General features: G+C 70.0%; 19 protein-coding genes and 2 pseudogenes. 8 read left to right on the forward strand and 13 right to left on the reverse strand.

Features of this window, described 5'->3' with window-relative positions; translation table 11 throughout:
* Positions 1–27 precede the first annotated feature (27 nt).
* The 11 genes and pseudogenes from ACZ7GJ_RS32925 to ACZ7GJ_RS32975 all read right to left on the reverse strand — a co-directional run bounded on the left by ACZ7GJ_RS32925 (position 28) and on the right by ACZ7GJ_RS32975 (position 12,682).
* Complete coding sequence (locus ACZ7GJ_RS32925; RefSeq protein ID WP_470756880.1) at positions 28–2,400, reverse strand: non-reducing end alpha-L-arabinofuranosidase family hydrolase; 2,373 nt, start codon at positions 2,398–2,400, stop codon at positions 28–30.
* A 382-nt stretch (positions 2,401–2,782) separates the two neighbouring features.
* Positions 2,783–4,315: a sigma-70 family RNA polymerase sigma factor gene (locus ACZ7GJ_RS32930; RefSeq protein WP_470756882.1), complete on the reverse strand. Its 1,533-nt coding sequence runs from the start codon at positions 4,313–4,315 to the stop codon at positions 2,783–2,785.
* Positions 4,316–4,879: 564 nt separating this feature from the next.
* Positions 4,880–5,218 carry a MerR family transcriptional regulator gene (locus ACZ7GJ_RS32935; protein WP_328969417.1) on the reverse strand — a complete coding sequence of 113 codons (339 nt, stop codon included), beginning with the start codon at positions 5,216–5,218 and terminating at the stop codon, positions 4,880–4,882.
* Positions 5,219–6,847: 1,629 nt separating this feature from the next.
* The gene (locus ACZ7GJ_RS32940; RefSeq protein WP_470756884.1) at positions 6,848–7,540 is read right to left on the reverse strand and encodes a response regulator; all 693 of its coding nucleotides are present in this window, start codon (positions 7,538–7,540) and stop codon (positions 6,848–6,850) included.
* A complete protein-coding gene (locus ACZ7GJ_RS32945) occupies positions 7,537–8,712 on the reverse strand; it encodes a sensor histidine kinase (protein WP_470756886.1) in 1,176 nt (391 codons plus the stop codon). Before ACZ7GJ_RS32945 ends, ACZ7GJ_RS32940 begins: the two co-directional genes overlap by 4 nt.
* A gap of 35 nt (positions 8,713–8,747) precedes the next feature.
* Positions 8,748–9,524: a hypothetical protein gene (locus tag ACZ7GJ_RS32950; RefSeq protein WP_470756888.1), complete on the reverse strand. Its 777-nt coding sequence runs from the start codon at positions 9,522–9,524 to the stop codon at positions 8,748–8,750.
* A gap of 391 nt (positions 9,525–9,915) precedes the next feature.
* Positions 9,916–10,692 (reverse strand): alpha/beta fold hydrolase, encoded by a 777-nt coding sequence (locus ACZ7GJ_RS32955; protein WP_470756890.1) that lies wholly within the window; start codon positions 10,690–10,692, stop codon positions 9,916–9,918.
* 252 nt (positions 10,693–10,944) lie between these two features.
* Positions 10,945–11,491 (reverse strand): annotated as a pseudogene (locus ACZ7GJ_RS32960) (SpoIIE family protein phosphatase); the annotation flags it as partial.
* A 60-nt stretch (positions 11,492–11,551) separates the two neighbouring features.
* Positions 11,552–11,818: a hypothetical protein gene (locus ACZ7GJ_RS32965; RefSeq protein WP_470756892.1), complete on the reverse strand. Its 267-nt coding sequence runs from the start codon at positions 11,816–11,818 to the stop codon at positions 11,552–11,554.
* A 94-nt stretch (positions 11,819–11,912) separates the two neighbouring features.
* The gene (locus tag ACZ7GJ_RS32970) at positions 11,913–12,101 is read right to left on the reverse strand and encodes a hypothetical protein (RefSeq protein ID WP_470756894.1); all 189 of its coding nucleotides are present in this window, start codon (positions 12,099–12,101) and stop codon (positions 11,913–11,915) included.
* A gap of 5 nt (positions 12,102–12,106) precedes the next feature.
* Entirely contained in the window at positions 12,107–12,682 is a 576-nt protein-coding gene (locus ACZ7GJ_RS32975; RefSeq protein WP_470756896.1) for a DUF5994 family protein, read from the reverse strand.
* 478 nt (positions 12,683–13,160) lie between these two features.
* Here ACZ7GJ_RS32975 and ACZ7GJ_RS32980 point away from each other — a divergent pair, with 478 nt between their 5' ends.
* The 7 genes and pseudogenes from ACZ7GJ_RS32980 (at position 13,161) to ACZ7GJ_RS33010 (ending at position 17,657) form a co-directional block, all read left to right on the forward strand.
* The gene (locus ACZ7GJ_RS32980) at positions 13,161–13,991 is read left to right on the forward strand and encodes a hypothetical protein (RefSeq protein ID WP_470756898.1); all 831 of its coding nucleotides are present in this window, start codon (positions 13,161–13,163) and stop codon (positions 13,989–13,991) included.
* A 359-nt stretch (positions 13,992–14,350) separates the two neighbouring features.
* Positions 14,351–14,770 (forward strand): hypothetical protein, encoded by a 420-nt coding sequence (locus tag ACZ7GJ_RS32985; protein ID WP_470756900.1) that lies wholly within the window; start codon positions 14,351–14,353, stop codon positions 14,768–14,770.
* A 37-nt stretch (positions 14,771–14,807) separates the two neighbouring features.
* On the forward strand, positions 14,808–14,981 hold the full coding sequence (locus tag ACZ7GJ_RS32990) for a CsbD family protein (RefSeq protein WP_362064443.1): 174 nt from the start codon (positions 14,808–14,810) through the stop codon (positions 14,979–14,981).
* A gap of 51 nt (positions 14,982–15,032) precedes the next feature.
* Positions 15,033–15,944, forward strand: a complete 912-nt coding sequence (locus ACZ7GJ_RS32995) for a DUF1206 domain-containing protein (RefSeq protein WP_470756902.1) — start codon at positions 15,033–15,035, stop codon at positions 15,942–15,944.
* A 49-nt stretch (positions 15,945–15,993) separates the two neighbouring features.
* Entirely contained in the window at positions 15,994–16,776 is a 783-nt protein-coding gene (locus ACZ7GJ_RS33000; protein ID WP_470756904.1) for a YhjD/YihY/BrkB family envelope integrity protein, read from the forward strand.
* A 167-nt stretch (positions 16,777–16,943) separates the two neighbouring features.
* Positions 16,944–17,153: pseudogene (locus ACZ7GJ_RS33005) on the forward strand (tyrosine-type recombinase/integrase); the annotation flags it as partial.
* Positions 17,154–17,303: 150 nt separating this feature from the next.
* Entirely contained in the window at positions 17,304–17,657 is a 354-nt protein-coding gene (locus ACZ7GJ_RS33010) for a protease inhibitor I9 family protein (protein ID WP_470756906.1), read from the forward strand.
* On the opposite strand, the gene ACZ7GJ_RS33015 is transcribed toward ACZ7GJ_RS33010, so the two are convergent.
* Positions 17,641–18,849 (reverse strand): S8 family peptidase, encoded by a 1,209-nt coding sequence (locus ACZ7GJ_RS33015; protein WP_470756908.1) that lies wholly within the window; start codon positions 18,847–18,849, stop codon positions 17,641–17,643. The two genes, ACZ7GJ_RS33010 and ACZ7GJ_RS33015, sit on opposite strands and share 17 nt — an antisense overlap.
* 579 nt (positions 18,850–19,428) lie before the next feature.
* Positions 19,429–20,034 carry a TetR/AcrR family transcriptional regulator gene (locus tag ACZ7GJ_RS33020; protein ID WP_470756910.1) on the reverse strand — a complete coding sequence of 202 codons (606 nt, stop codon included), beginning with the start codon at positions 20,032–20,034 and terminating at the stop codon, positions 19,429–19,431.
* Positions 20,035–20,115: 81 nt separating this feature from the next.
* Here ACZ7GJ_RS33020 and ACZ7GJ_RS33025 point away from each other — a divergent pair, with 81 nt between their 5' ends.
* Complete coding sequence (locus ACZ7GJ_RS33025) at positions 20,116–20,961, forward strand: NAD(P)H-binding protein (RefSeq protein WP_470756912.1); 846 nt, start codon at positions 20,116–20,118, stop codon at positions 20,959–20,961.
* Positions 20,962–21,098: the final 137 nt, after the last annotated feature.

A 21,098-nucleotide genomic window follows, 5' to 3' on the forward strand; every position in this document is an offset into this window, starting at 1 on the left:
CCTTGCGTATCACCGTGGATCGGGCAGTCAGCGCTGCAGGGTGAGGACACCCGGCCGGTACGGCAGCCGGTCGTAGGGGCCGCCCGCGGTGGGGGACTTGCCCTGGTAGAGGAACTGCAGGTTGCAGGGGTCGATCGTCATGGTCTGGTCGGGGTTGTTGCGGACCAGGTCACCGTGGCTGATGTCGTTGGTCCAGGTGGCACCGCTGTTCGCCTTGCCCGCGAAGGGGTTGCTTTCGTCGGCGGCCTGGGGGGTCCACGAGCCGTTCAGGCTGGAGGCCGTGAACGAGCGGAAGTAGCGCCCGTTCGCACCCTTCGCCTCGACGATCATGAGGTACTGGTTCTGGCCCTGGACCTTGTAGACCTGCGGCGCCTCGAACAGGTTGGCTTCCGTATCGCTCATGACCGTCGTGTACGACGAGCCGAAGTTGCCCGGGAAGTTCCCGATCGGCATGCTCGCCCGGTAGATCTTGCCGTTGTCACCGGCGAAGAACAGGTACATGTTCTGGTCGTCGGCGATCAGGGTCTGGTCGATCGGGCCGGTGGGGGAGTCGGTGCGGGGGATGCTGCCGGTGAACAGCGGCTGCGGCGCGGACCAGCCGTTGGGGTCGGTGGGGTCGCTCGACGTGCGGTAGATGAAGGGCCACTGGCCCCACTGGTACGCGAGGACCCAGACCTTCTTGGGCGCGAAGTAGAACAGCGTGGGCGCGACCGCGGGCTGGTTCATCGCCTTCTGTCCGGCGGACGCCATGTCCGACCAGTTGGTGAAGGGGCTGAACGTCATCGAGTCGTACTTCGATCCGTTGAAGTTCGACCCGTAGACCAAGTGCTTGCCGCCCAGCACCACGTTGGTGAAGTCCTTCAGCGAGGCCCACCCGTTCGCAGGCTGCGCCAGGGCACCCGTCGAATTCCACTTGTACGTCGACGGAAGCGCGCACGTGCCGCCGCCCGATCCGGACGGGGCGGTCCACTTCTGGTTGCCGACGCCCCCACAGGCGTGCAGCTGGATCTTGGTGCCGTTGGCGGTGGCCGCGCCGACGGCGTCGAGGCACAGCCCGGACTGGACGCCGGTGATCGTGCCGTTTGTGTTGATGTTCCACTGCTGGTTGGTACCGCCGTTGCAGTCCCAGATGACCACCGCGGTGCCGTTGGTGGTGCCCTTGCCCTTGGCGTCCAGGCACTTGTCGCCGTGGATCTTCAGCTGCTTGCCGGCGGTGTGGGTCCAGCGCTGGTTGGCCTGGCCGCTACAGTCCCACAGCTGCGCCTGGGTGCCGTTGGCGGTGGTGGAGGCGGGGATGTCGATACAGCGGCCGGAGGCCACGCCCTTGATCTCCCCCGTACCGGTACCGGTACCGTCGGACGGCTTGCTCGGGGTGGTACCCGGGCCGGAGTTGAGGGCACTCATGACGGCGGCGTACGCGGGCTTGGGCTTGCCGTTGTTGTCGAACAGGAGCGGGCTTTCGCCGCTGCGCCAGGAGTCGCTGTCACGAACGCCCCACACCGTGATGCCGGTGCAACGGGCAACGGACAGGCAGGCTTTGACCGAGTCGGCGTAGTGGGTGGGCGATGCCTGGGCGATGTCCAGCTCGGTGATCTGGACGTCGACGCCCAGGGCGGCGAAGTTGGCCAGGGTGGTCTTGAAGCTCGCCGGCGGGCCGCCCGCTCCGAAGTGGCTCTGGAGCCCGACGCAGTCGATGGGAACGCCGCGGGACTTGAAGTCCTTGACCATTCTGTAGACGCCCTGGGTCTTGGCGTCCGACCAGTTCTCGATGTTGTAGTCGTTGTAACAGAGCTTGGCCGAGGAGTCGGCCGCACGGGCGGTGCGGAACGCCTCCTCGATGAAGCCGTTGCCCAGGACCTTCTGGAACACCGAGCTGCGGAGCTGGCCGCCGGGGCCGTCGGCGAATGCCTCGTTGACCACGTCCCACGCGTAGATCTTGCCCTTGAAGTGGGTCATCGTGGTGGTGATGTGGCCGTTCATCACGCTGCGCAGCGTGTTCGCGTCGCCGATCGAGCCGACCCAGGCCGGGAGCTGCGAGTGCCAGACCGTGGTGTGGCCGCGCACGCGCTGGCCGTTCGCCTTCGCACGGTCGACGATCCGTTCGGCGGGGCCGAAGTTGAAGTTGCCGCGGGACGGCTCGACGGCGTCCCACTTCATCTCGTTCTCCGGGGTGATCATGTTGAACTCCCGGGCGGCGATCGCGGTGTACGCCGAGTCGCCGAGCCTGCCGGCGGCCACTGCGGTGCCGAAGTACCTGCCCGAGGGGGCCGCCTGCGTACCCAGGTTCGCGGCTCCGGCGGAGCTGGGGAGGAGCGTCAGGACACCGGCCACCACCGACGTGGCCGACAGTCCTATTGCCACTGTTCGGCGACGCCGGCCGAGCCGGTGCAGGCCCTTCATGATTCTCCTCGGGGGTCGCGGGTCACCCTGGGTGCCGTGATCGTGGGGGCGTGTCGCGTCATGGGAGGGGCTTTCTTCCGGGGATACGTCAAAGGGGGGTATCGGGGAACCCGCCACGCCTGCCGGTCTTGGTGAGCGGCGGGAAGAGCACCCCATGCAATGGAGGCTTCCGCACTCACGGTCTCGTAACGGAAAAGTCGCGCCGTCCGGACGATTGCTCAGTGATGCATCTCGCGGACAGAAAGCGTTATGCCGAGCCCCGCGGTCTGGTCGTCCCGGTGGAAAGGGCACGCCGCCCTGATCACCGGTGAAGGTTTTCGGAATGGCGGCAGCCGTCGATGAATACGGACCGAAGCCGGATCACATGCTCAAGGAGCGGTCCTCAGGCCCAGGACCTGCGCAGGATGAAGGAAGCCTGGCCGGCGAAGGCCCGAGTGCCGTCGGACCCATCGAGCCAGACGCCACCGTCGCGGTGGCGGAGGACCGATCCGGGATAGTTGTGCGCGTGCAGGGTCACCGACCCGGCGACCGCCCCGGGGCGCGGACAGAAAGTGGCGTCTTCACGGAACAGTTCGCTGCCGTCGTCGCTGCTCAGCCGCAGCCGCAGGTCACGATGGCGCAGATAGCGACCGTCGGCGGCGCGGAAGGTGACGCACCGTGTGTCGGCCAGCCCCCCGATGACCGTGAAGGTGACCCGCTGCCGTGTCTGCGTGCTGCTGGACGCGGAGACTCGGCCGAGCGTCGCGAAGTCGCCGGCATACGTGAGGTACAGGGCGGGCTGGTCCACGGACTCCAGCGACTGTGCGCCCAGCGGAACGGTGCCTGCGGAGGCGGACGGACTCACCGGGGACGGTTCGGCCGACGTGGTGGTGCGCGACGGGATCGGCGTGGGGGTGCCGACCGTGGGGTTGCCGGCCGTAGGCGTGGCGATGACCCCGGGCTCCCGATGCGCCGGTTCGGGCCAGGTCGCGTAGGTGGCGGTCCCGGCGATGAGCACCGCGCCGGTGGCGAGGCTCACCAGCTGGTGAGCGGTCACCGCGTGGAGTTTGCCGATCAGTGCACTGTGCAGACTGCCTCCCGCCGTGGCCGTGGCCGTGGCCGTAGCCGTGGCCGTGCCCGACAGCAGGCCCTTGGCGGCCAGCGCGGCGATGAGGCCGGCTGGGACGGCCAGCGTCGCGAGGTTGCGGAGCAGTAGTTCGGCCGGAACCCGTTCCGTCGTCGTCGCCATGCAGACCGGGCAGTCGCGGGTGTGCCGCGCGATCCGTTTGCGCCACACCGATGCAGGGAGACCGTCCCAGCCGACGACGGTCTCGTCCAGCTCCGGACAGCGCGGGTCGGCCTTCAGCGCGGCGACGATCGTCCGGCTCAGTTCCAGCTGCTCGCGCATGCGTTGCAGGCGTACTCCGGCGTGGGCGACAGTGAGCCCCATCGCGTCGGCGATGTCTTCACGGCTCAGCGAGCCGGCGCATTCCTGCCCCCACAGGGACAGCAGCGCCCGATGGTCCGGGTCGAGCCACCGGCCGGCTTCGACGACCTGACGGCGCTCGTCCGACACGTGCAGACGCAGGATCGTCACGTCCTCAGGTTCGGCGCCGATGTCCGGTATCTGGCGTGCCTCGTCGATGACCGTGGTCCGGCCGGCGAAGGCGCGTTGCCGGTGCCAGTGGGTATTGATCTGGCGCAGCGTGATCGCCACCAGCCAGGACCGGAAGCTCTCCGGGTCACGCAGGGCAGGCAGGTCGCGCACCACGCGCAGCAGGGTTTCCTGGACGACGTCGTCGACGTCGGCGTGTCCGCTCAGCGATCGCCCGACGATGTTGTAGAGCAAGGGCAGGTACGCGGCGATCAACTCCTCGCGTGCCCGATCGTCACCGGCCTGTGCCGCGACAACCAGTCCCGCGTGGTCCGCGTCCATGAGCCCCATCCCCACCTCCCTCAGGGGAGCGATCTTCCCTCAGGGAAGCGATCCGCCGAGTACGGCGCCTCACCTTAGCGTCGGCAAGGTATGCGGCCAAAGCCTGTGCCGTGGGCCAACGGACCGGTCCGTGCCGACTTCGGAGGGCCCGGTACCACGCGTGAGGACGACAACCGTTGCCTGGTGCGCCCGCGGTTTCGTGGGCCTGCTCTCGGTTCACGGAGCCGAGCAGGATCGCTCGTGCCTGGATCAGCTCCGCTTCGAGAGCGCCCGGAGATGCCTGGCCGGACGATGTGGATCAGCCTGCGCTCTGACGCCGCATGCGGCTTGGGCGCCGCGCCGTGCAGGTCGACCTGCCCTCCCTGATCGTGCGTACGGGCGATCTCCGCCCCCCCCCGCGAGGCCTCCCGCGCTCTGGTCGCGGAGATTCTTCACGCCCACGGCGGCCGTCTCCAGGACGACGCGACGGTCATGTGCCTGGACGGGCACGGTACCCACCAGGTCACACGCAGCGCTGACGCCGGGGCGGACCGAGGCCCGCCGATCCCGACGGGCACGCTCGGTTCAGGCCGAGGGCGGCGGCGCGGATGATTCGGCGGCGCGGCGGTACTCGGCGTTGATGCGCTGGGCTTCCTCAAGCTGGTCTTCGAGGATGATGATGCGGCAGGCGGCCTCGATGGGTGTGCCCTGGTCGACGAGTTCGCGGGCGCGGGCGGCGATGCGCAGTTGGTAGCGGGAGTAGCGGCGGTGGCCGCCGTCGGAGCGCAGCGGGGTGATCAGGCGGGCCTCTCCGAGGGCGCGGAGGAAGCCCTGGGTCGTGCCGAGCATGTCTGCCGCCCGGCCCATGGTGTAGGCGGGGTAATCGTCGTCGTCGAGACGGCCGAACGAGTCGTCTGCTGTCATTGAACCTCTCTCATGGAACGCGTGGAGGGGCCCTGGTGCCGTACGGCACCAGGGCCCCGAAGGAACTACTACACCATCTGTCGGCCCTGATACTGCGCCGACCCTGTGTTTCCGCCGACCCGACCGAGATGCTGCCGGGAGTGCGGGGATCGCGGTTGCTTGACCGGAGACCACCTCACTATCGATGTCCTGCGGTACCCGGGCTCAGACTTCCGCCCGGGCGATCCTGATGGTGCTCGGCTCCTCCGTTCTTCCCTCTGTGATCAACTGCTTACTGCTGGTACTGCTGGTACTGCTGGTGGCCTGACCCAGCGCCACTCTTCGGCAACCAGCCCCGTCGCCCGTCCTGCGTCTGCTCTGGCTTGGAACCCCACTGCCGAACTTCCCGGTGCGCGCGCCCGCAGCCGACGCCTTCACCGAGGTGTTGCTCACCTACTTCACTGCTGGGTACTGCGAACTGCACTTACGGGTACTGCCACTGCGTCAACTGCGTACTGCTCATGGTGGCCCCTGATCACTGCGGGCCGCCCGGTCCGGTCGTCAGCCCCGTCGCCGTCCTGCAACAACCCTGGCTTCGGAACTCCACCACCGCACCGTCCTGCGAACTGCAACTGCGCTTACTGCTGCCCGGCAGTTCGTCTCTGCCAGGCCCTGCGGTCTCTCTGGGCTACGAGAGAAACCATAACCACACCACCGTGCAATGTCTACTTGGGCCGTCATAGATTTTCGTACCCGCCGAGGAGAGCTAGACCGTCACGGCCGGTCCAGGATGCGCAGAGCAGCTGCACAGCAGGTCAGGGGCTCGGAGTCTTCGTCAGCCGGCGATGACCGCAGAAGGCGCAGACACCCGGCCCTCGCGCGCCGCGACTCCGTCGTCGTCCGGTGCTTGTCGACCAAGGCGGCCAACATGATCCGGATACGGACGTCATCGCCATGGTGCACAGCGCGCACGACGGCCTCGACGGTGGCGGCCGCCTCAGCGGGAAGACATGGTCGGTGTGAAGCCTGTCCCGCCGAGAGGCGTGGCACTCTCGTCGCGAGCACCGTTGGCGGGGAAGGTGGCGTAGGTGATGGCTGAGCTGAAGTTCGAAACCGTCGTGTGCCCGCACTGCGCGGCCTGCCCGGCCACTGGGCAGGCCCGTACCATCTCCGCCGACAGGAGCCGGGTGACGGTGACGTGGCACCTCCCTTCCTGCCCGCACTACGTTGCCGATCGCGTGTTGGCGGGGAAAGAGGACTAGGTGGCCCCGTCGAGGACCTGAGCAACCCTTCCGGCCAACCGGCCCTTTTTGAAAGCGAATTCACGCGACGGAGGCTGCGGCGTGACGCAGGTCATCGAGAACGCGTCTCGCGGCGCGAGACCGGCGTGGTCCCGTGTGGTGCGAGTGGTGCACGGCAGACCCTCCGAGCAGGGCGTTCCCGCCAGTTGGGGCACGTGGAGGGCGCGGGAGGGTCTAACCGGTCTAGACAACGATGAAGGCCCAGGTCGTTGACCTGGGCCTTCATCCAAGAGCGGATGACGGGAATCGAACCCGCGCCACAAACTTGGGAATCTATGGCGCGCAAGGCATTCGTACGGCGTCTTCAAGCGGCAGTGTCCTGGCACCTGTCCTGGGGCAGGGCCGTTTCTCAGCGCGCTCCCAGGCCGCCGTCTGAGGCCGACACGACTCCGGACTCGTACGCCGCGATCACCAGCTGGGCGCGGTCGCGGGCGGCCAGTTTGGCCAGGAGGCGGCCGATGTGGGTCTTCACCGTGCCCATGCTCAGGTGCAGACGCGCCGTGATCTCGTCGTTCGACAGGCCCCGCGCGATCAGCTGGAGGACCTCGCGCTCCCGCTCCGTCACCCCCGTCAGACGAGCCGGGCCCCGGCCGGGGGCCAGGTCGGGGCGGCGGGTGAAGTCCTCGATCAGGCGGCGGGTCACCGACGGAGCCAGCAGGGAGTCGCCCATGGCGACGACCCGGATCGCGGCCAGCACCTCTGCCGGCGGGGCGTCCTTGAGGAGGAAGCCCGCCGCACCGGCCCGTAGGGCCGCGTAGACGTACTCATCGAGGTCGAACGTGGTCAGGATCAGTACCCGTACTCCCGCGGTCTCTGGGGAGCCGCAGATCTGTCGGGTCGCCGCAATGCCGTCCATGACGGGCATCCTGACGTCCATCAGGACCACGTCCGGTCGGTGCAGGCGGGCCATTTCCACGGCTTCGGCCCCGTCGCCCGCCTCTCCGACGGCGGTGAGACCGGGCTCGTTGTCGACGAGGATCCGGAACGAGCCCCGGAGTAACACCTGGTCGTCGACGATGAGTACGCGGGTCGTGTCGGTCACTCTTTCCTCCTCGTGCCATCCTGCGGCAGGCGGGCGGAGACCGCGAAGCCCCCCTCGGGGCGAGGGCCCGCGCTGAACGTCCCGCCGTGCACCATCGCCCGCTCCCGCATGCCGGTCAGGCCGTGCCCGCCGGGCAGTCCGCGGTCGCCGCTGCGGACGCCGTCGTCCGTGACATCGATGCGCACCTCGCGGGGGTCTGCCTCGACCGTCACCCGGCAGCGTGCGGGGGCCGCGTGCTTCACCGCATTGGTGAGGGACTCCTGGACGATCCGGTGAACGGCCAAGGAGATTCCGGCGGGCAGACCTTCGTCCGGGACCCGGACCGCGAGCTCCACCGCCACGCCGGCCCGTCGGGCCTGATCGGCCAGCAGGGGGAGGGCGTCGATGCCGGGCGTCGGGCCCAGCGGTACGTCGACGGCGCCGGCGTCGGCGCGCAGCACACCAAGGGCGCGTCGCATGTCGGTCATGGCGGCGCGGCTGGTCTGCTCGATGACACGCAGGGCGTCCACAGCCTCCTCCGGGCGGTGCTGGGCGACGTGACCGGCGACGCCCGCTTTCACGGCGATCAGGCTGAGGCTGTGCGACACGATGTCATGCAACTCGCGTGCGATCCTCAGACGTTCCTCGACGATGGCACGTTCGGTGTGGCGGGCGGCGTGGTCCGCTTCCCGGGCCCGGCGGGCGCGCACCCCGAAGCCCGCCGCCCAGCCGCCGCCCAGGACCAGCCAGACGATGGCGGCGACACCGGCCGCCCCGCTCCAGCTCTCGGCCGGGGTGACCACGGCCTCCCCGGTGAGTACGGCAGCCGCCGAAGCGGCGAGTGCGGCGGCCAGCACCGGTACGGAGTGGCGGGGGGCGCGGGTGAGGGCGACCGTGTAGAGGGTGAGGCCGACCGCGAGGTACGGCTCGCGCGTGATGTCCAGGAGGGTGGCGGCGACGGCTCCGGCGACGGCCGTCAGCGCGGCCGGCACGGGCCACCGCCTGCGGCCCGCGACCGGGAGGCCGACCGCTGCGGCCACGAGCAGGCCCGCCCACACCGGTCCGGTGTAGGCGGGCTGGGTGGCGCTGCCGGACATCCGGGCGAAGCCGGCGTACGTGGCAGCGATCAGGATCGCGGCTGTCGCGTCGAGTGCGAGGAGATGGCTGTCGTGCGGTCGCCGGAGGAGACGCATGGCCCGACCGTACATCGTCAACCGGCCGTACATCGTCAACCAACCTGACCGGCAACGGTCATGACCGCGAGGGCCGTGATCACCGCGGCGGTCCAGCACAGCACGGCGGCCCGGCGCGGTGCCGGGCCGTCGCGAAGGACGGTGACACCCAGCGGGACGAGGGCGACGCAGAGTCCGGCGACAGCCACGACCGACAGCGGAGCGGTGCCCTTGAGCACGCCGAGCGGCAGCGCGGCGGCCGTCGCGAGGGCGAGGGCGCGTACCGGGCCGAGTATCCGGGCGCGCCAGGCGCCGATGGCGAGGAACAGCCAGCCGCCCATGATCGCAAGGTTGAGGGCGCTGAAGATGTGGAAGGCACCGTACGTCTCGCCTACGAACCGGGTTGCGGCCTCGGCGCCTTGCCGGTCGGCGAGCTGGAAGGCGAGGTGGTCCACGCCGGCGTGGAAGGTCCGGGCGAAGAGCCCGAGGACGCCGAAGGCCCCGCCCCACAGGGCCAGTCCGGGGCTGCGGTGGCCGATGCGGGAGGCGAGTGCGGCCAGGGCGGGCCAGAGCAGGACGGTTCCGGCGGCGAAGGCACCGTAGGAGGCCGCGATCAGGCCGGGGTGCTCGACGCGGGCGGCGAGCTGCTCGGGGTAGAAGAAGTGGAACGGAAGTCTCAACAGGACTCCGGTGCCCAGGAGTAGCGGCCCGGCGACCAGCGAGACCCCGCCCGCCCAGCGCCCGGGAAAGCCCGACCACTCCATCGGCAGCAGCCGGGCCTTCGCCGGGGCGGCGGTGTCGTCTACGAGGGGTGTGCTCCGTACGGTCGTCATGCCGTGAACGATCCCGCCCGCAAGGGTCCCGCCGCGTCGGAGCACGGTCCGCTTCCTGGCATCGGCCCCAGGTCCGACGATGCCCTTTTCCCCAGCCCCGGTGTCAGACCACGGTCCGACACCGGGCGGGACACGACCCGCAAGTGGTGCGGACTCTTGAATAGGCCTAGACAATGACGAAGCCCCAGGTCGCTGACCTGGGGCTTCGTGCAAGAGTGGATGACGGGAATCGAACCCGCGCTATCAGCTTGGGAGTCACCCGGCACCATCCCCTGTTGACCGCTGTTCACCGCCCCGACTGGCACGTAATGGCACGCGCCGCTCAGGGCGTTCCGGGTCGTGGCCTGCAGCCCCGAACGCCTGCCTCGGAGTGCTTGGCCGCCCTGGCCGTCTAGCGGCCGAGGAACCTCTCGACCACCGTCGCCAGGGCCCGCGGACTTTCGTCGGGCGCGAAGTGGCCGGCGTCGTCGAAGACCTCGAGCTCGGCGTTCGGATACCACTGCAGCCACGTGGATCGCATGGTGTCGGGGCTCATAGCCGGGTCGCTCGCACCGGCCACCACAAGCACCGGCGTCGTGTTTCCCTTGACCAGCTCGTGGATATCGGGGCCGCGCGTCCAGGATTCGAGGTACGAGCGCAGGGCAGCCTGCGAGGAGCGTTCCGAGCCGTTCACCCTGGCGTCCAGCCACGCGTCGTCGTGCCGACTGCCGGTGAGGGCGTCGAAGATCGTCCTGCGGTTGCCGGAATCCTCCACGGCGCCGGCGAACAGCTCCCACATCTCCCCTTCGAGCGGGAACCCGGACGCGGGTACGGGAGAGATGCCGATGAGCGAGCGGATCCGTGAGGGGGCGTCCAGCAACATCTGCTGGGCCGCCTTGCCGCCCATGGAGTGGCCGATGACCGAGAAGGTGTCCCAGCCGAGGTCGTCGGCCACGGCGAGGGCGTCCGCCGCGATTTCCTCCATCGTGTACGTGCCGGGGGTGTCCATCGCCTCGCCGTACCCACGGCAGTCCACGAACGCGTAGCTGAACGCGCCTCCGTCCAGGTGCTGCCGCAGAGGGCCGAAACTCGACCTGTCGCTGAGCCAGTGGTGGAGTGCGAGGACCCGCTCCGGACCGCTGCCCTGTACCTCGTACGGAATGACGTTTCCTGCTCCACGGTTTGCCACGGTGTTGGGTCTCCCCTCGGGCCGGGCCCGGAACCCCGCCGGCCGGAGGTTTCGCCCCAACGGCGTACAGGGAAACCGGGCCGGGTCAGCCCGCCGAGCTCCACGTCGTACGGATCCGAACCGTTGTTCACCGTCCCGACCGGCACGTTGGGTCACGGCCTTCCGTCATCCGCGCCACTCGAACAGGACGAGCGTCGCGTCGTCCGAGGTGGGTTTCGCCGCGTGACCTGGGGCTGGGCCCTCCGAAGCCGACGGGGAGGGTCGTGGGGCTGTCACCCACTGGAGGCGTCCCGTGTTCGTGTCCGGGTCGAACTGCTCGGCGACGGCCCGGTCCATGAAGAGGTAGATCTCGGACAGTTCGATGCTGATCCGGCGGGCGGGGCGGTACGCGCCGATGGCCACCGTGGCCATCGTGGCCGCGTCCAGGCCGTGCCCCATCGTCGACCATGGCGAGGTGCAGGACGTCGCCGTTCAGGGCGTAGCCGAAGCTGTCCACAGGGACCACTGGATCTCCGCGGCCACGCTCATCGGTTCGCTGCGGCGGGTGCGGAGGAAGAGGTCGGTGTAGCCGTTCTTCAGGCCCGCGATCCTGCGCAGGAGGCGCCGGGCGTCGTCGTCGATATCCGTCCAGGGTGACCGCCAGGACCCCCACCTGGTCGCCGCCGTCCAGCAGGGGCAGATGGACGCGTACGCCGTCGGGCGTCAGGACTTCGACTGGGCGTGACTCCAGGAAGCACCGGCCGGCTTCGGACCGGTAGATGGGCTGTGGATCACCTGCAGTCGAGCCGCCGGCGGCCAGGTCCTGTTCCGGTACGTGGAGGTCGCGCCGCAGCTGCGCTCCGGGTCCCGCCGGGGCTTCTCAGATCTCGTCGGAGTGGGCGCCGGCGCCGACGGGGGTCCGGCTGGCGGCCAGCCAGGAGCGGGCGGGGACGGCGGGTGTTGCCGTGTCCACGGTGAGGTGGAGGCGGGTGTCGCCGTCGAGGCCGGGGTAGCTGCGCTGCTCCGCTCCTGCGAAGCACCCGCGGAGGGCTTCCGCGACCGCGCGGGCGGCTTCGGGTGTGCGCGCGATGATCCGTACCTCGGCGTGCCCGAGCGACGGCAGGGTCTGGGTCTCGATGTGTTTCACGTGGGCGTGTTCCCTTTCAGGGAGGTGAGAGGCCGGCGGGCCGGGGCACCGTGGCGCCCCGACCGCTGCCCCCGGTCGGAGGAAGGTCTGTTCCTCACCGGTCGGCATCCGAGTGGAGGGCTCGACGACCGGTGTCGTCCGGTAGGCCGGGAGGCCTCGGCAGGGGGTCGCTGAAGTGGTAGGCCGCGATCCGCGCGTCGTGCTGGGCGTTCAGCAGGTGGATCCAGCGCATTCCGATGGCGATCGCGAGGATGATCACCGCGATGAGGACGGCGGTCTCCATGAGGCTCACCTCCAGCCCTTTCCGGGCAGCGGGAAGGTGCTCCGGTCCATCGGGTTCCCGAAGGGGGACATGCATGCCCCGCCTTCGCCCTCCCAGGTGTCTTCCCCGCGACGGGCGTCGCGGATGCCGCGCCCGATGGCGGCTTCGTTGGCCATCAGGACGCCCGCGGTGAGGACGCTGCCGGGGATCGCCGCGGCGGCCATCAGGCGGCCTGCGGCTGCGGGTGCGGTCTCGGGCGGGATGACGAGGAGGTCCCAGCGGCCGAGGGTGTAGGAGAGCAGGATCAGCTTGTCGGGGTCCTGTTCGGTGAACCAGCCCACGTGCAGCGTGCGCCCGTCCATGGCAACGGTGTGCGGTATGACGGGCCAGCGGGTGGGGTTCACGGTGACGCGGGTGATGCGGCCCCAGGGTTCCTCCAGGGCCGCGGCGAGCGGTGGGAGCTCGGCTGCGAGGTCGCGGGAGCGGGGCCACCAGGCGCCGTCCAGCTGGCCGGCGAGCGTGGTGTTCGGGGTGAGGGACAAGCGGGCCGGAAGCTCTGCGGCGAGGTCGCGGGGCGCGGTCCGGTCGAGGAGGGTGCTCATGCTGTGGACCTGCCCCCGGACTGCCCGTCGGCAGCCCGGTTTTTAGGCGATCGCCGGAAATGACACCCGCGTGAAAGCCGGTGTGCGAAGTACTTCCGGTGCTTTCACTGTACGCCTGTTCGACGGACTGTGACCGGCCTGAGCAGGTATTTTGCGGCGGGCGGTGGAGCGGGCGGCGGGAGTGCCGTGAAAGGACGGCAGGCCCGCGCACGTCGCCCGACGGCACCGCACTGGTGCCGACCTGCGACGCAGTACGGCCGCACCCCGTAGACGGGCGGACCCACATGGCTGACTCCGACACCCCCCGCACGCCCCCGCTGCTCCTGCCGGATGCGATCCACCAGGCGGTCAGGTACGGCCCTGTTGCGGCTGGAGACCACGCGGTCCCGGGAGGACTTTTCCCGGCGATACAGGCCGGACAGCCGACGTGGTCAGGTCCTCCCCTGCACCGGAGGTTTCCACGACTAACCTCCGCATCATGCTGCGTATCGCCGACAGCCGCACCGGCCGCCTCGTGGAGATCCCCTCCGCACACCGCCACCTTTTGCGCATCTGCGTCCACCTGCCGGTCATCGACACCGGGATCGGCGCGGTGCATGTGCGGGCGCCTCTGGTCGGTGACGTACTGGCGCGCACCGCGGAGCTGCATGGGCTGCAGTCCGTCACGGTCCTCACTACGCCGGACCTGCCGCCTGAGCCGGCCCAGACGCTCGAACGGGCCATGGCTGTTCTCGGCATCCACCCGCCCGCGACCGTCGGCGTTCAGCATCTGACCGAGACGATGTGCGCCGCTGCCGACGTGCACGTGCTCGCGTACGGCACCGCCGTGCAGGACGCCGTCGGCGGGGTCCGGATCGAGGCGGGCCAGGTCGGCGCAGTACCACCGGACGGGGGCGTCCCGGACGATGGCCACCTTCTCGTCGCTGGTCTCCCGGACGCATTCGCCCGAGAGGGGACCGATCCGCTGGCTGTGAGGATGCTGTTGCTCGGCCACGCCTACCGCACGCCGGTCATGGTCACCAGCGCCGCGCTCGTCGAGGCCCGGCGGATGCTGAGGCGCTGGCGGCAGCAGGTGGCCGACTGGGCGCAGGAGCCGTCCAGGCCGATCCCCGCCGACGTGCTGCGACAGGCCCATGCCGCGCTCGCCGATGATCTCGGCGTCCCCGCTGTCCTGGACATGCTGGACAGCGTGGCGAAGCGCGCCGACGTGCCGGCCGGTGCCAAGTTCGAGGCGTTCGCCTTTCTCGACCGCGTCCTCGGGCTGGACCTCGCGCGCGAGGTCGGCCACCAGCACCAGGCGACGCCATGACTCCGGGCACCTTGCGGCGCCTGGTCGTCCTGCGGCACGCCATCGACGACTGGGGTCGTCCGGCTGACCGGAGGCACCTGGCGCCCGCCCGTGGTGCTTCCTGCTGCGCCAGCGGACACCGGGCAGGGAGTCGTTGAAGTGCCATGCAGTACGCGTGCTCGGCGCCGGGCTCGTGCGAGACGGGGGCCCGCGGGGGAAACAGGGGCGTCTGCCCGTAGTGCCTTCCGCCGACCTTGTGTCATCTCACGGGGTGTGCGAGGTCGTCCCCGCTTCCAGGGTGGATCCGCCCTCTGGCTGTGGCTTCGCGGGCAGGACAGTCCTACCGTGGAGAAGCAGCGACCAGACCTCTGGAGCGTGCCATGCTCGTCATCCTCGGACTCGTCCTCCTGATTGCCGCCCTGGTCGTCGGCGTGGCCGGCGTCCTCACCAATGACGGCACCGCCCACCAGCTGACCGGCGGATTCTCCGTATTCGACTACCACGTCACCGGCTCCACCGGCACCCTCTTCCTCTACGGCATCGTCGTCGGGGCAGTGGCCCTGCTCGGGCTGAGCCTTGTTGTGGCCGGTGCCCGCCGTCGCCGTACCTCTTACCGCAGCAATGACGCACGCCCCGGACGCACGGCGCGCCGGGGGACAGCCGCCGGCAACGACCGTGCAGACGTCGTGGACCAGCGCGGCATCGACCGCCCGCAGACGACAGGTGTGCGGGAGCCCGACCCGGATGGCGGGCACCGCAGGGGGCTCAACCCGTTCAAGCACCGATCGGAGCCCCGGTAGGCGCCACATTCCGGCGACTTACGAAGGGTGGCCACGGATGAGTATCGGCAAGAAGATCGCGCACAAGGCCGAGGCGGTCAAGGGCGGCGCCAAGAAGACCGTCGGCCGTGTCACCGGCAGCTGGCACCTGCGGGCCGAAGGCCGTGGTGACCAGGTCAAGGGCAACGCCAAGCAGGCCGGGGCGAAGATCAAGGACGCCTTCAAGCACTGACCACTGCGCGCGCCCTGCCGGCCTCACGGCAGGGCCCCGGAGGTGCCACGTATGGCCATCAAGAAGGATGCCGCCCACGCCAGGTCCCAGGGGCGGCGCATGTCCAACAGCCGCGCCATGGAGGTCCTGTCCAGGGTCGGACTCTGCGCGCGGGGTGTGATCTACGTGCTGGTGGGGCTGCTGGCCGTGCAGATGGGTTTCGGCGGCGACAGTGGCAAGGAGGCCGACCGGTCCGGTGCGGTGCGGACCGTCGGTGAGCAGCCGTTCGGCCGGGTGCTGCTGTGGGCGCTGGTGGTGGGGCTGGCGGCGATGGCGCTGTGGCGGCTGTCCGAGGCCGCGTTCGGACAGGCGGTGACGGGCGGTGACAAGTGGACCCGGCGCCTGGGCTCTTTGGGGTTGGCGGTCTTCTACACCGTGATCTGTATCGGCGTGGTGCAGACCGCGCTGGTCGGCGGGTCCGCCGGAGGTCGTCCCGGCGATGAGACGTCGAAGGAGTACACCGCGAGGGTGCTGGACTGGCCCCTCGGGCGGGTGCTCGTCGGCGTGGTCGGAGCCGTCCTGGTCATCGTGGGCGTGGTGATCGTGGTGCGCAGCCTGATGCGGAAGTTCGAGGAGAATCTCCGGACGGGCGAGATGAGCGGGCCGACGCGGCGCATCGTCGCGGGGCTGGGCATCGTCGGGGGTGTGGCGTGCGGGGTGGTCGCGGCGGTGGCCGGGCTGTTCGTCCTGCTGGCCGCGGTGCAGTTCGATCCCGGCCGAGCCAAGGGCATGGACGAGACGCTACGTTCGTTCGCCACCACACCCGCCGGGCCCGTGCTGCTGATCGCCGCGGCCGTGGGCCTCCTGCTGTTCGGCCTCTACTCGTTCTGCGAGGCCCGCTGGCGCAAAGCTCCTGAGCACGGCGCCTCGGCAGAGCAGCCGACCGAGGACCCGGGGTCGGGGACACGCTCAAGTGCGCCCTAGCGAGGGCATCCCGTCCGATGCCGGAGGCCGCTTCTCTCCGCTCGGTCGCTTGCGCAGCGCGATCCGCCGCTCGCGGGCCGGACGCCGGTGGGGGCGGGGCAGTGATCTCGACCTGTGGCAGCGTTCACTGGGATTCGCGGCGCTCGGGTTCCTGACGCTGGTGCCGCTGCTGATCGTCGTGTCCGCAGCCGATCCGGCGAGCGGGCGGGGGTTCGCGCAGTGGCTCGGGGACGGGCTCGGTGTCTCGACGGCCGCCAGGCAGGAGATCGAGGGATTGTTCGCTCTGCCGGGCCAGGCGTGGCGGACCACGACAGCGTTCGGCCTCGCCGTGCTCGCCGTATTCGGGCTGTCGTTCGGTGCGGCGGTGCAGAGCGGCTACGAGGAGATCTGGGATCTGCCCCCGGCCCGCTGGTGGGCCAGGTGGCGGCACGTGATGTGGCTCGCCGTCCTCATCGGGCTCCTCTTCCTGTCCGCGATCACACCCCTGTGGCGTGGCTCCTCGGCCCGCGGGGTGGTCACCGTGCTGAGCGGCACCCTGTTCTTCTGGTGGTCCCAGCGGCTCCTGCTCGGCGGCCGGGTCGCCTGGGCCACCCTGCTGCCCGGGGCGGTCGCCACCATGCTCGGGCTGCTCGGCCTCAGGCTCTTCTCCCGGCTCGTGTTCTCACCGCTGACCGCATCCAGCGCCGTCACCTACGGCCCGTTCGGAACCGTCCTGGTCATCCAGTCCTGGCTGGTCGGCGTGGGCGTCGTCGTGTTCGGCGGCGCCCTGGCCGGCCGACTGCTCCAGGAAGAGCTCCCCCGCGCGGCACGGGCGTTGAAACGGCGGGGGTGAGGCTCGGACCTACCGTTCTGCTGGAGGCCTTCGAGTAGCGATCGGGGCTCAACCTGCCTCTCAGTGAGGGCACTTGTGGCACGCAAATGGCACGCGGGCCCTGAGGGGTCTAGACAACAACGAAGCCCCAGGTCGCTGACCTGGGGCTTTGCTATGGAGCGGAAGGGCGTCACACCGGCCACACTCTCTCCACCCAGTCCGGCGCGACGCTCAAGGACACGATGGTCCGCGCCGGCCATTCCTCGGAGAAGGCCGCGATGATCTACCAGCACTCCGACGACGAGCGTCAGCAGGAGGTCGCCGGAGGCATCGACGCCAGGGTCCGGGCCGCCCGCAACAAGGCGGTACCCGAGCCGAGGGCCGTGCGGGAGGCGTGAACGGTTCCCGAGTCCTGGACCGGCTAGCCGGGCGGGGGTCGGGCCTTCTTGAAGGGCTGAGGCAGGCGCCCTGGGCCGGATGTTCAAGGTGCGGGGCGTGGTGGCCGAAGGAGGGGGTAGCCGCTGTCCCCCGACGAAACGGAGTTCCCCGTGCGCCCGATCCTGCGTCCTGTTGTGGCCGCCGTCCTGCTGCTCGGCGCGCCCGTCGCCCTCGCCCCCGCCGCGTACGCCGCTCCGTGGGTGGCGTCGGCGAGTGCCGGGGAGGGCGAGGGCGGGCCGTACATCGTCACCCTCGCCCCGGGCGCCGATCCCGAGCGGGTCATGCGCGAGACCGGCGTCGTCGAGGCCCGGTACGTCTATGCCAGCGCGGTGTCCGGCTTCGCCGCCGACCTCGACGGGGAGCAGCTGGCGGCACTGCGGGCGCGCCCCGACGTCGTCGGCGTCGAGCGGGACGGCGAGGCCGTCGGGGCGCCGGTGGGGCCTGGGGCTACAGGCCGCCGGTGAAGAGCAGGGTGTTGGGGCTGCTCTTGCTGATGCTCTTCAGGACGTCCTTGGTGGATTCGCCGTCGAGGAACTCGTTGATCTCGCCCGGGTCCGCGTTCGGGTGCGCCTGCTTGTAGAGGACGGCGACACCGGCGACGTGCGGCGCGGCCATCGACGTGCCGTCGAGGGCCACGCTGCCGCCACCGAGCTTCGCGGAGACGATGGCCTGTCCGGGGGCGTAGAGGGAGACGCAACTGCCGTAGTTGGAGAAGTCGGTCTCCTCGTCCCACTGGTTGCTCGCAGCAACCGTGAGCACGCGGGGGGCGGACGCCGGCGAGATGTAGCAGGCGTCCTTCGAGCTGTTGCCCGCCGCGATGACCGGCAGGACACCCGCGTCGGACAAGGCGGTGGCGGCGTTGTTGACCGCGTCCGACCTGTCCCCGCCCAGGGAGCCGTTCAGGACGGCCGGCTGCTTGGCGTTCTTCGCCACCCAGTCCATGCCCGCGATGATCCCCGACCAGGTGCCCTTGCCGTCGCAGCCCAGGACGCGGACGCTGACCAGGCTCGCCTTGCGCGCCACGCCGTACGTCTTGCCGGCGACCGTGCCCGCGACGTGCGTTCCGTGGCCCTGGCAGTCCTGGCCGTTGCGGCCGTCGCCGACGGCGTCGAAGCCGAAGGTGGCACGTGAGTTGTCGGGCCCGCCGAACTCGGGGTGGCTGTAGTCGATGCCGGAGTCGAGGATGTACGCGGTCACCCCGGCGCCGTTGCCCTCGACGGTGAAGCTGTTGTCCAGCGGCAGTTCCTTCTGGTCGATCCGGTCCAGGCCCCAGGAGTTCGACGGCGCCCGGGTGCCGGGCGCGGTGGTGGGCTGCGGGACGGACTGCACCTTCGCGTCCTCCTCGACCGCCTTCACGCCCAGGCTGTTGCGGACGATGGTGAGCTGGAGCGAGGTCAGCGGCACCGCGAAGCCGTTCAGTGCCGACGTGTAGAGGAACGACGGCTTCAGGCCCAGCTTCTGCGCGGCCTTCGCCGCGTCCACCCCCTTCTCCAGGGTGACGATGTAGTTGCCGGGTACGGGGTTGGCCGCGGTGGTCAGGGGCGCGGGGGTGGGCTCCGGGGCGGCGGTGGACGGGGAGGCGGCCGCCAGCGGGGCGGTGAGGGCCAGGGCGGCGGTGGCGGCGCTCGCGAGCGCGAGCTTGGCACGTGTGATCATGCCGAGGAGCTGATCATGCAGAAACGATCACGACCTACGATATTTCCTCGCAATTCGGCAGGCGCCCGAAGCGCATCCTGAATGCGCTCCGCCGAACGGGTGCCTCCACCTCTACGACGACACCAGCGGCCGCACTGGCCAGGTCCACGTCGGGTACATCGGCACCCACCTCCCCACTACCCACACCAACTGACCGGATCGGGTGGGCGGTTGCGGCCCCGGCTTTGTGGAGGCGAATGCGCGAACCCCTGGTGATCTGTGGCGCAGGTCGCAGGAAATGCGTCTCGCGATCCGAGACGGATGTGCGCCCAGGTGGTGCAAGTGGTGCGGGAAAGGCCCTCCGGGCAGGGCATTCCTGCGAGTTGGGGCACGCGGAGGGTGGGAATCACCCGGCACTTGACGTGATATATGGGCTCTGACCTGCGAAAACGGTTCCTGTGGTCCCGCCCGGCGCAGGGCTTGGATGCACCCGTGGTGACCGCTGTTTACCACCCCGACCGGCACGTAATGGCACGCCCCTTTGGGAGCGGAGGCCGCACGGTTGACCGGGATGTGTCCGTGGTGCTCGCTGGTCAGGGGTCAGGGGGTCTGGCGGGGAGCCTTCAGGGAGTCGATCCAGGTGAGGAGGCGGGCTCCCTCGCGGGTCATGATGTCCGGGTCGCGCAGGGCGTTGGCCAGCAGCGACATGCCCTGGTAGCCGGAAACCAGGGTGACGGCGAGGTCGTCCGGGTCGGGCAGGCCCAGGGCGCGGAACTGCTGTCCGGCCCAGTCGAGCAGGCGTCGGATCACTGCGCCGGCCTCCGCGTCGAGGGTCCCGTCCGCACGCTTGTCGAGTTCGACGGCCAGGGTGCCGGTGGGGCAGCCGTAGCGGGCGGCGATGTCGCGCTGGCCGACCCAGGCTTCGATCAGGGCCTTGAGGCGGCCGCGGGGGTCGGTCATCTCGTTCAGCTGACGGGTGAGTTCATCCAGGTGCGCGCTGTGCTCGGACAGTGCGGCCTGGACCAGCTCGTCCTTGGTCTTGAAGTAGTAGTAGACGTTCCCGACGGGGACCTCGGCCACGCGCGCGATGTCGGCGAGGGTGGTCCGTTCGACGCCCTGCTCGTGCAGGACCTGGGCTGCCGCGGCCGTGAGCCGTCGGCGCTTGTCGGCCCCCCGCGCCACCCGGGGTTTCACTGAGTCAGTCACCCAACCAACTATAGGCAGCGCCCCGGAGATTCGTGTTAGGGTCCATCCAAGTCAGCCAACTAACTAACTTGGGGGATCGCAATGATCGTAGTGACGGGTGCGACCGGCAACATCGGGCGGACGCTGGTGCCGCTGCTGGCCGAGGCCGGCGAGGAGGTGGTGGCTGTCTCGCGGCAGCCGCAGCCCGTTGGGCTTCAGGCCGGCGTCCGGTACGCCCAGGCCGACGTCGGAGACGCCGCGAGCATGCGGCCGGTCCTCGATGGCGCCGACGCCTTCTTCATCCTGCTGGGTGGCGAGCTCAACGGCCACGGCGAGAGCCCGAAGGCCCTGTCGGGTGCGGCCGAGGCTGCCGGGGTCAAGCGGGTCGTCCTGCTCTCCTCCCAGGTCAGCTCCACCCGCCCCGAGGCCCTCTCGCACACCCGCCTGCGCGAGTTCGAGGCCGCCGTGCGTGAGTCCGGACCGGACTTCACCATCCTGCGTCCGGGCGGTTTTGCCTCCAACGCCTTCGCCTGGGCCGAGTCGGTCCGCACGAAGCGCACGGTCTTCGCCCCGTTCGCAGATGTGGCGCTGCCCGTCATCGACCCGGCGGACATCGCCGAAGTCGCCGCTGCCGCGCTGCGCGAGGGCGGCCACGCGGGCCGTACGTACGACCTGACCGGCCCCGAGGCGATCAGCCCCCGGTCGCAGGCCGCAGTGATATCCAAGGCCTTGGGCGAGGACGTGGCCTTCGTGGAACTGTCCCGCGAGGACGCGCACGCCCACATGGCGCAGTTCATGCCGGAGGAAGTCATCGGCGGCACGCTGGACGTCCTCGGCGTCCCGCTGCCGGCCGAGCGGGAGATCAGCCCCGACGTGGAGAGCGTCCTCCACCGTCCGGCCAGGTCCTTCGCTGACTGGGTCGCGCGCAACCTGCCGGCCTTCCGGTAGAACCAGCTCCGGCGGCCAGGCTGAACTCGATGTGGTGAGCGGCGACTTTGCCGCACGCAGAAGGCGCGGCGAGATCGGATAGGTCTGGAAACGATGAAGGCCCAGGTCGCTGACCTGGGCCTTCATTCAAGAGCGGA

This window comes from Streptomyces sp. NPDC037242 (assembly GCF_055604165.1).

Coding starts and splice junctions, on each gene's coding strand:
- ACZ7GJ_RS32945 (WP_470756886.1), bottom strand. CDS start 8,712: ATGCGTCTCCTCCGGCGACCGCACGACAGCCATCTCCTCGCACTCGAC.
- ACZ7GJ_RS32975 (WP_470756896.1), bottom strand. CDS start 12,682: ATGAGCACCCTCCTCGACCGGACCGCGCCCCGCGACCTCGCCGCAGAG.
- ACZ7GJ_RS32930 (WP_470756882.1), bottom strand. CDS start 4,315: ATGGACGCGGACCACGCGGGACTGGTTGTCGCGGCACAGGCCGGTGAC.
- ACZ7GJ_RS32925 (WP_470756880.1), bottom strand. CDS start 2,400: ATGAAGGGCCTGCACCGGCTCGGCCGGCGTCGCCGAACAGTGGCAATA.
- ACZ7GJ_RS32950 (WP_470756888.1), bottom strand. CDS start 9,524: ATGACGACCGTACGGAGCACACCCCTCGTAGACGACACCGCCGCCCCG.
- ACZ7GJ_RS32995 (WP_470756902.1), top strand. CDS start 15,033: ATGGCCATCAAGAAGGATGCCGCCCACGCCAGGTCCCAGGGGCGGCGC.
- ACZ7GJ_RS32980 (WP_470756898.1), top strand. CDS start 13,161: ATGCTGCGTATCGCCGACAGCCGCACCGGCCGCCTCGTGGAGATCCCC.
- ACZ7GJ_RS33025 (WP_470756912.1), top strand. CDS start 20,116: ATGATCGTAGTGACGGGTGCGACCGGCAACATCGGGCGGACGCTGGTG.
- ACZ7GJ_RS33015 (WP_470756908.1), bottom strand. CDS start 18,849: ATGATCACACGTGCCAAGCTCGCGCTCGCGAGCGCCGCCACCGCCGCC.
- ACZ7GJ_RS32935 (WP_328969417.1), bottom strand. CDS start 5,218: ATGACAGCAGACGACTCGTTCGGCCGTCTCGACGACGACGATTACCCC.
- ACZ7GJ_RS32985 (WP_470756900.1), top strand. CDS start 14,351: ATGCTCGTCATCCTCGGACTCGTCCTCCTGATTGCCGCCCTGGTCGTC.
- ACZ7GJ_RS32990 (WP_362064443.1), top strand. CDS start 14,808: ATGAGTATCGGCAAGAAGATCGCGCACAAGGCCGAGGCGGTCAAGGGC.
- ACZ7GJ_RS32970 (WP_470756894.1), bottom strand. CDS start 12,101: ATGGAGACCGCCGTCCTCATCGCGGTGATCATCCTCGCGATCGCCATC.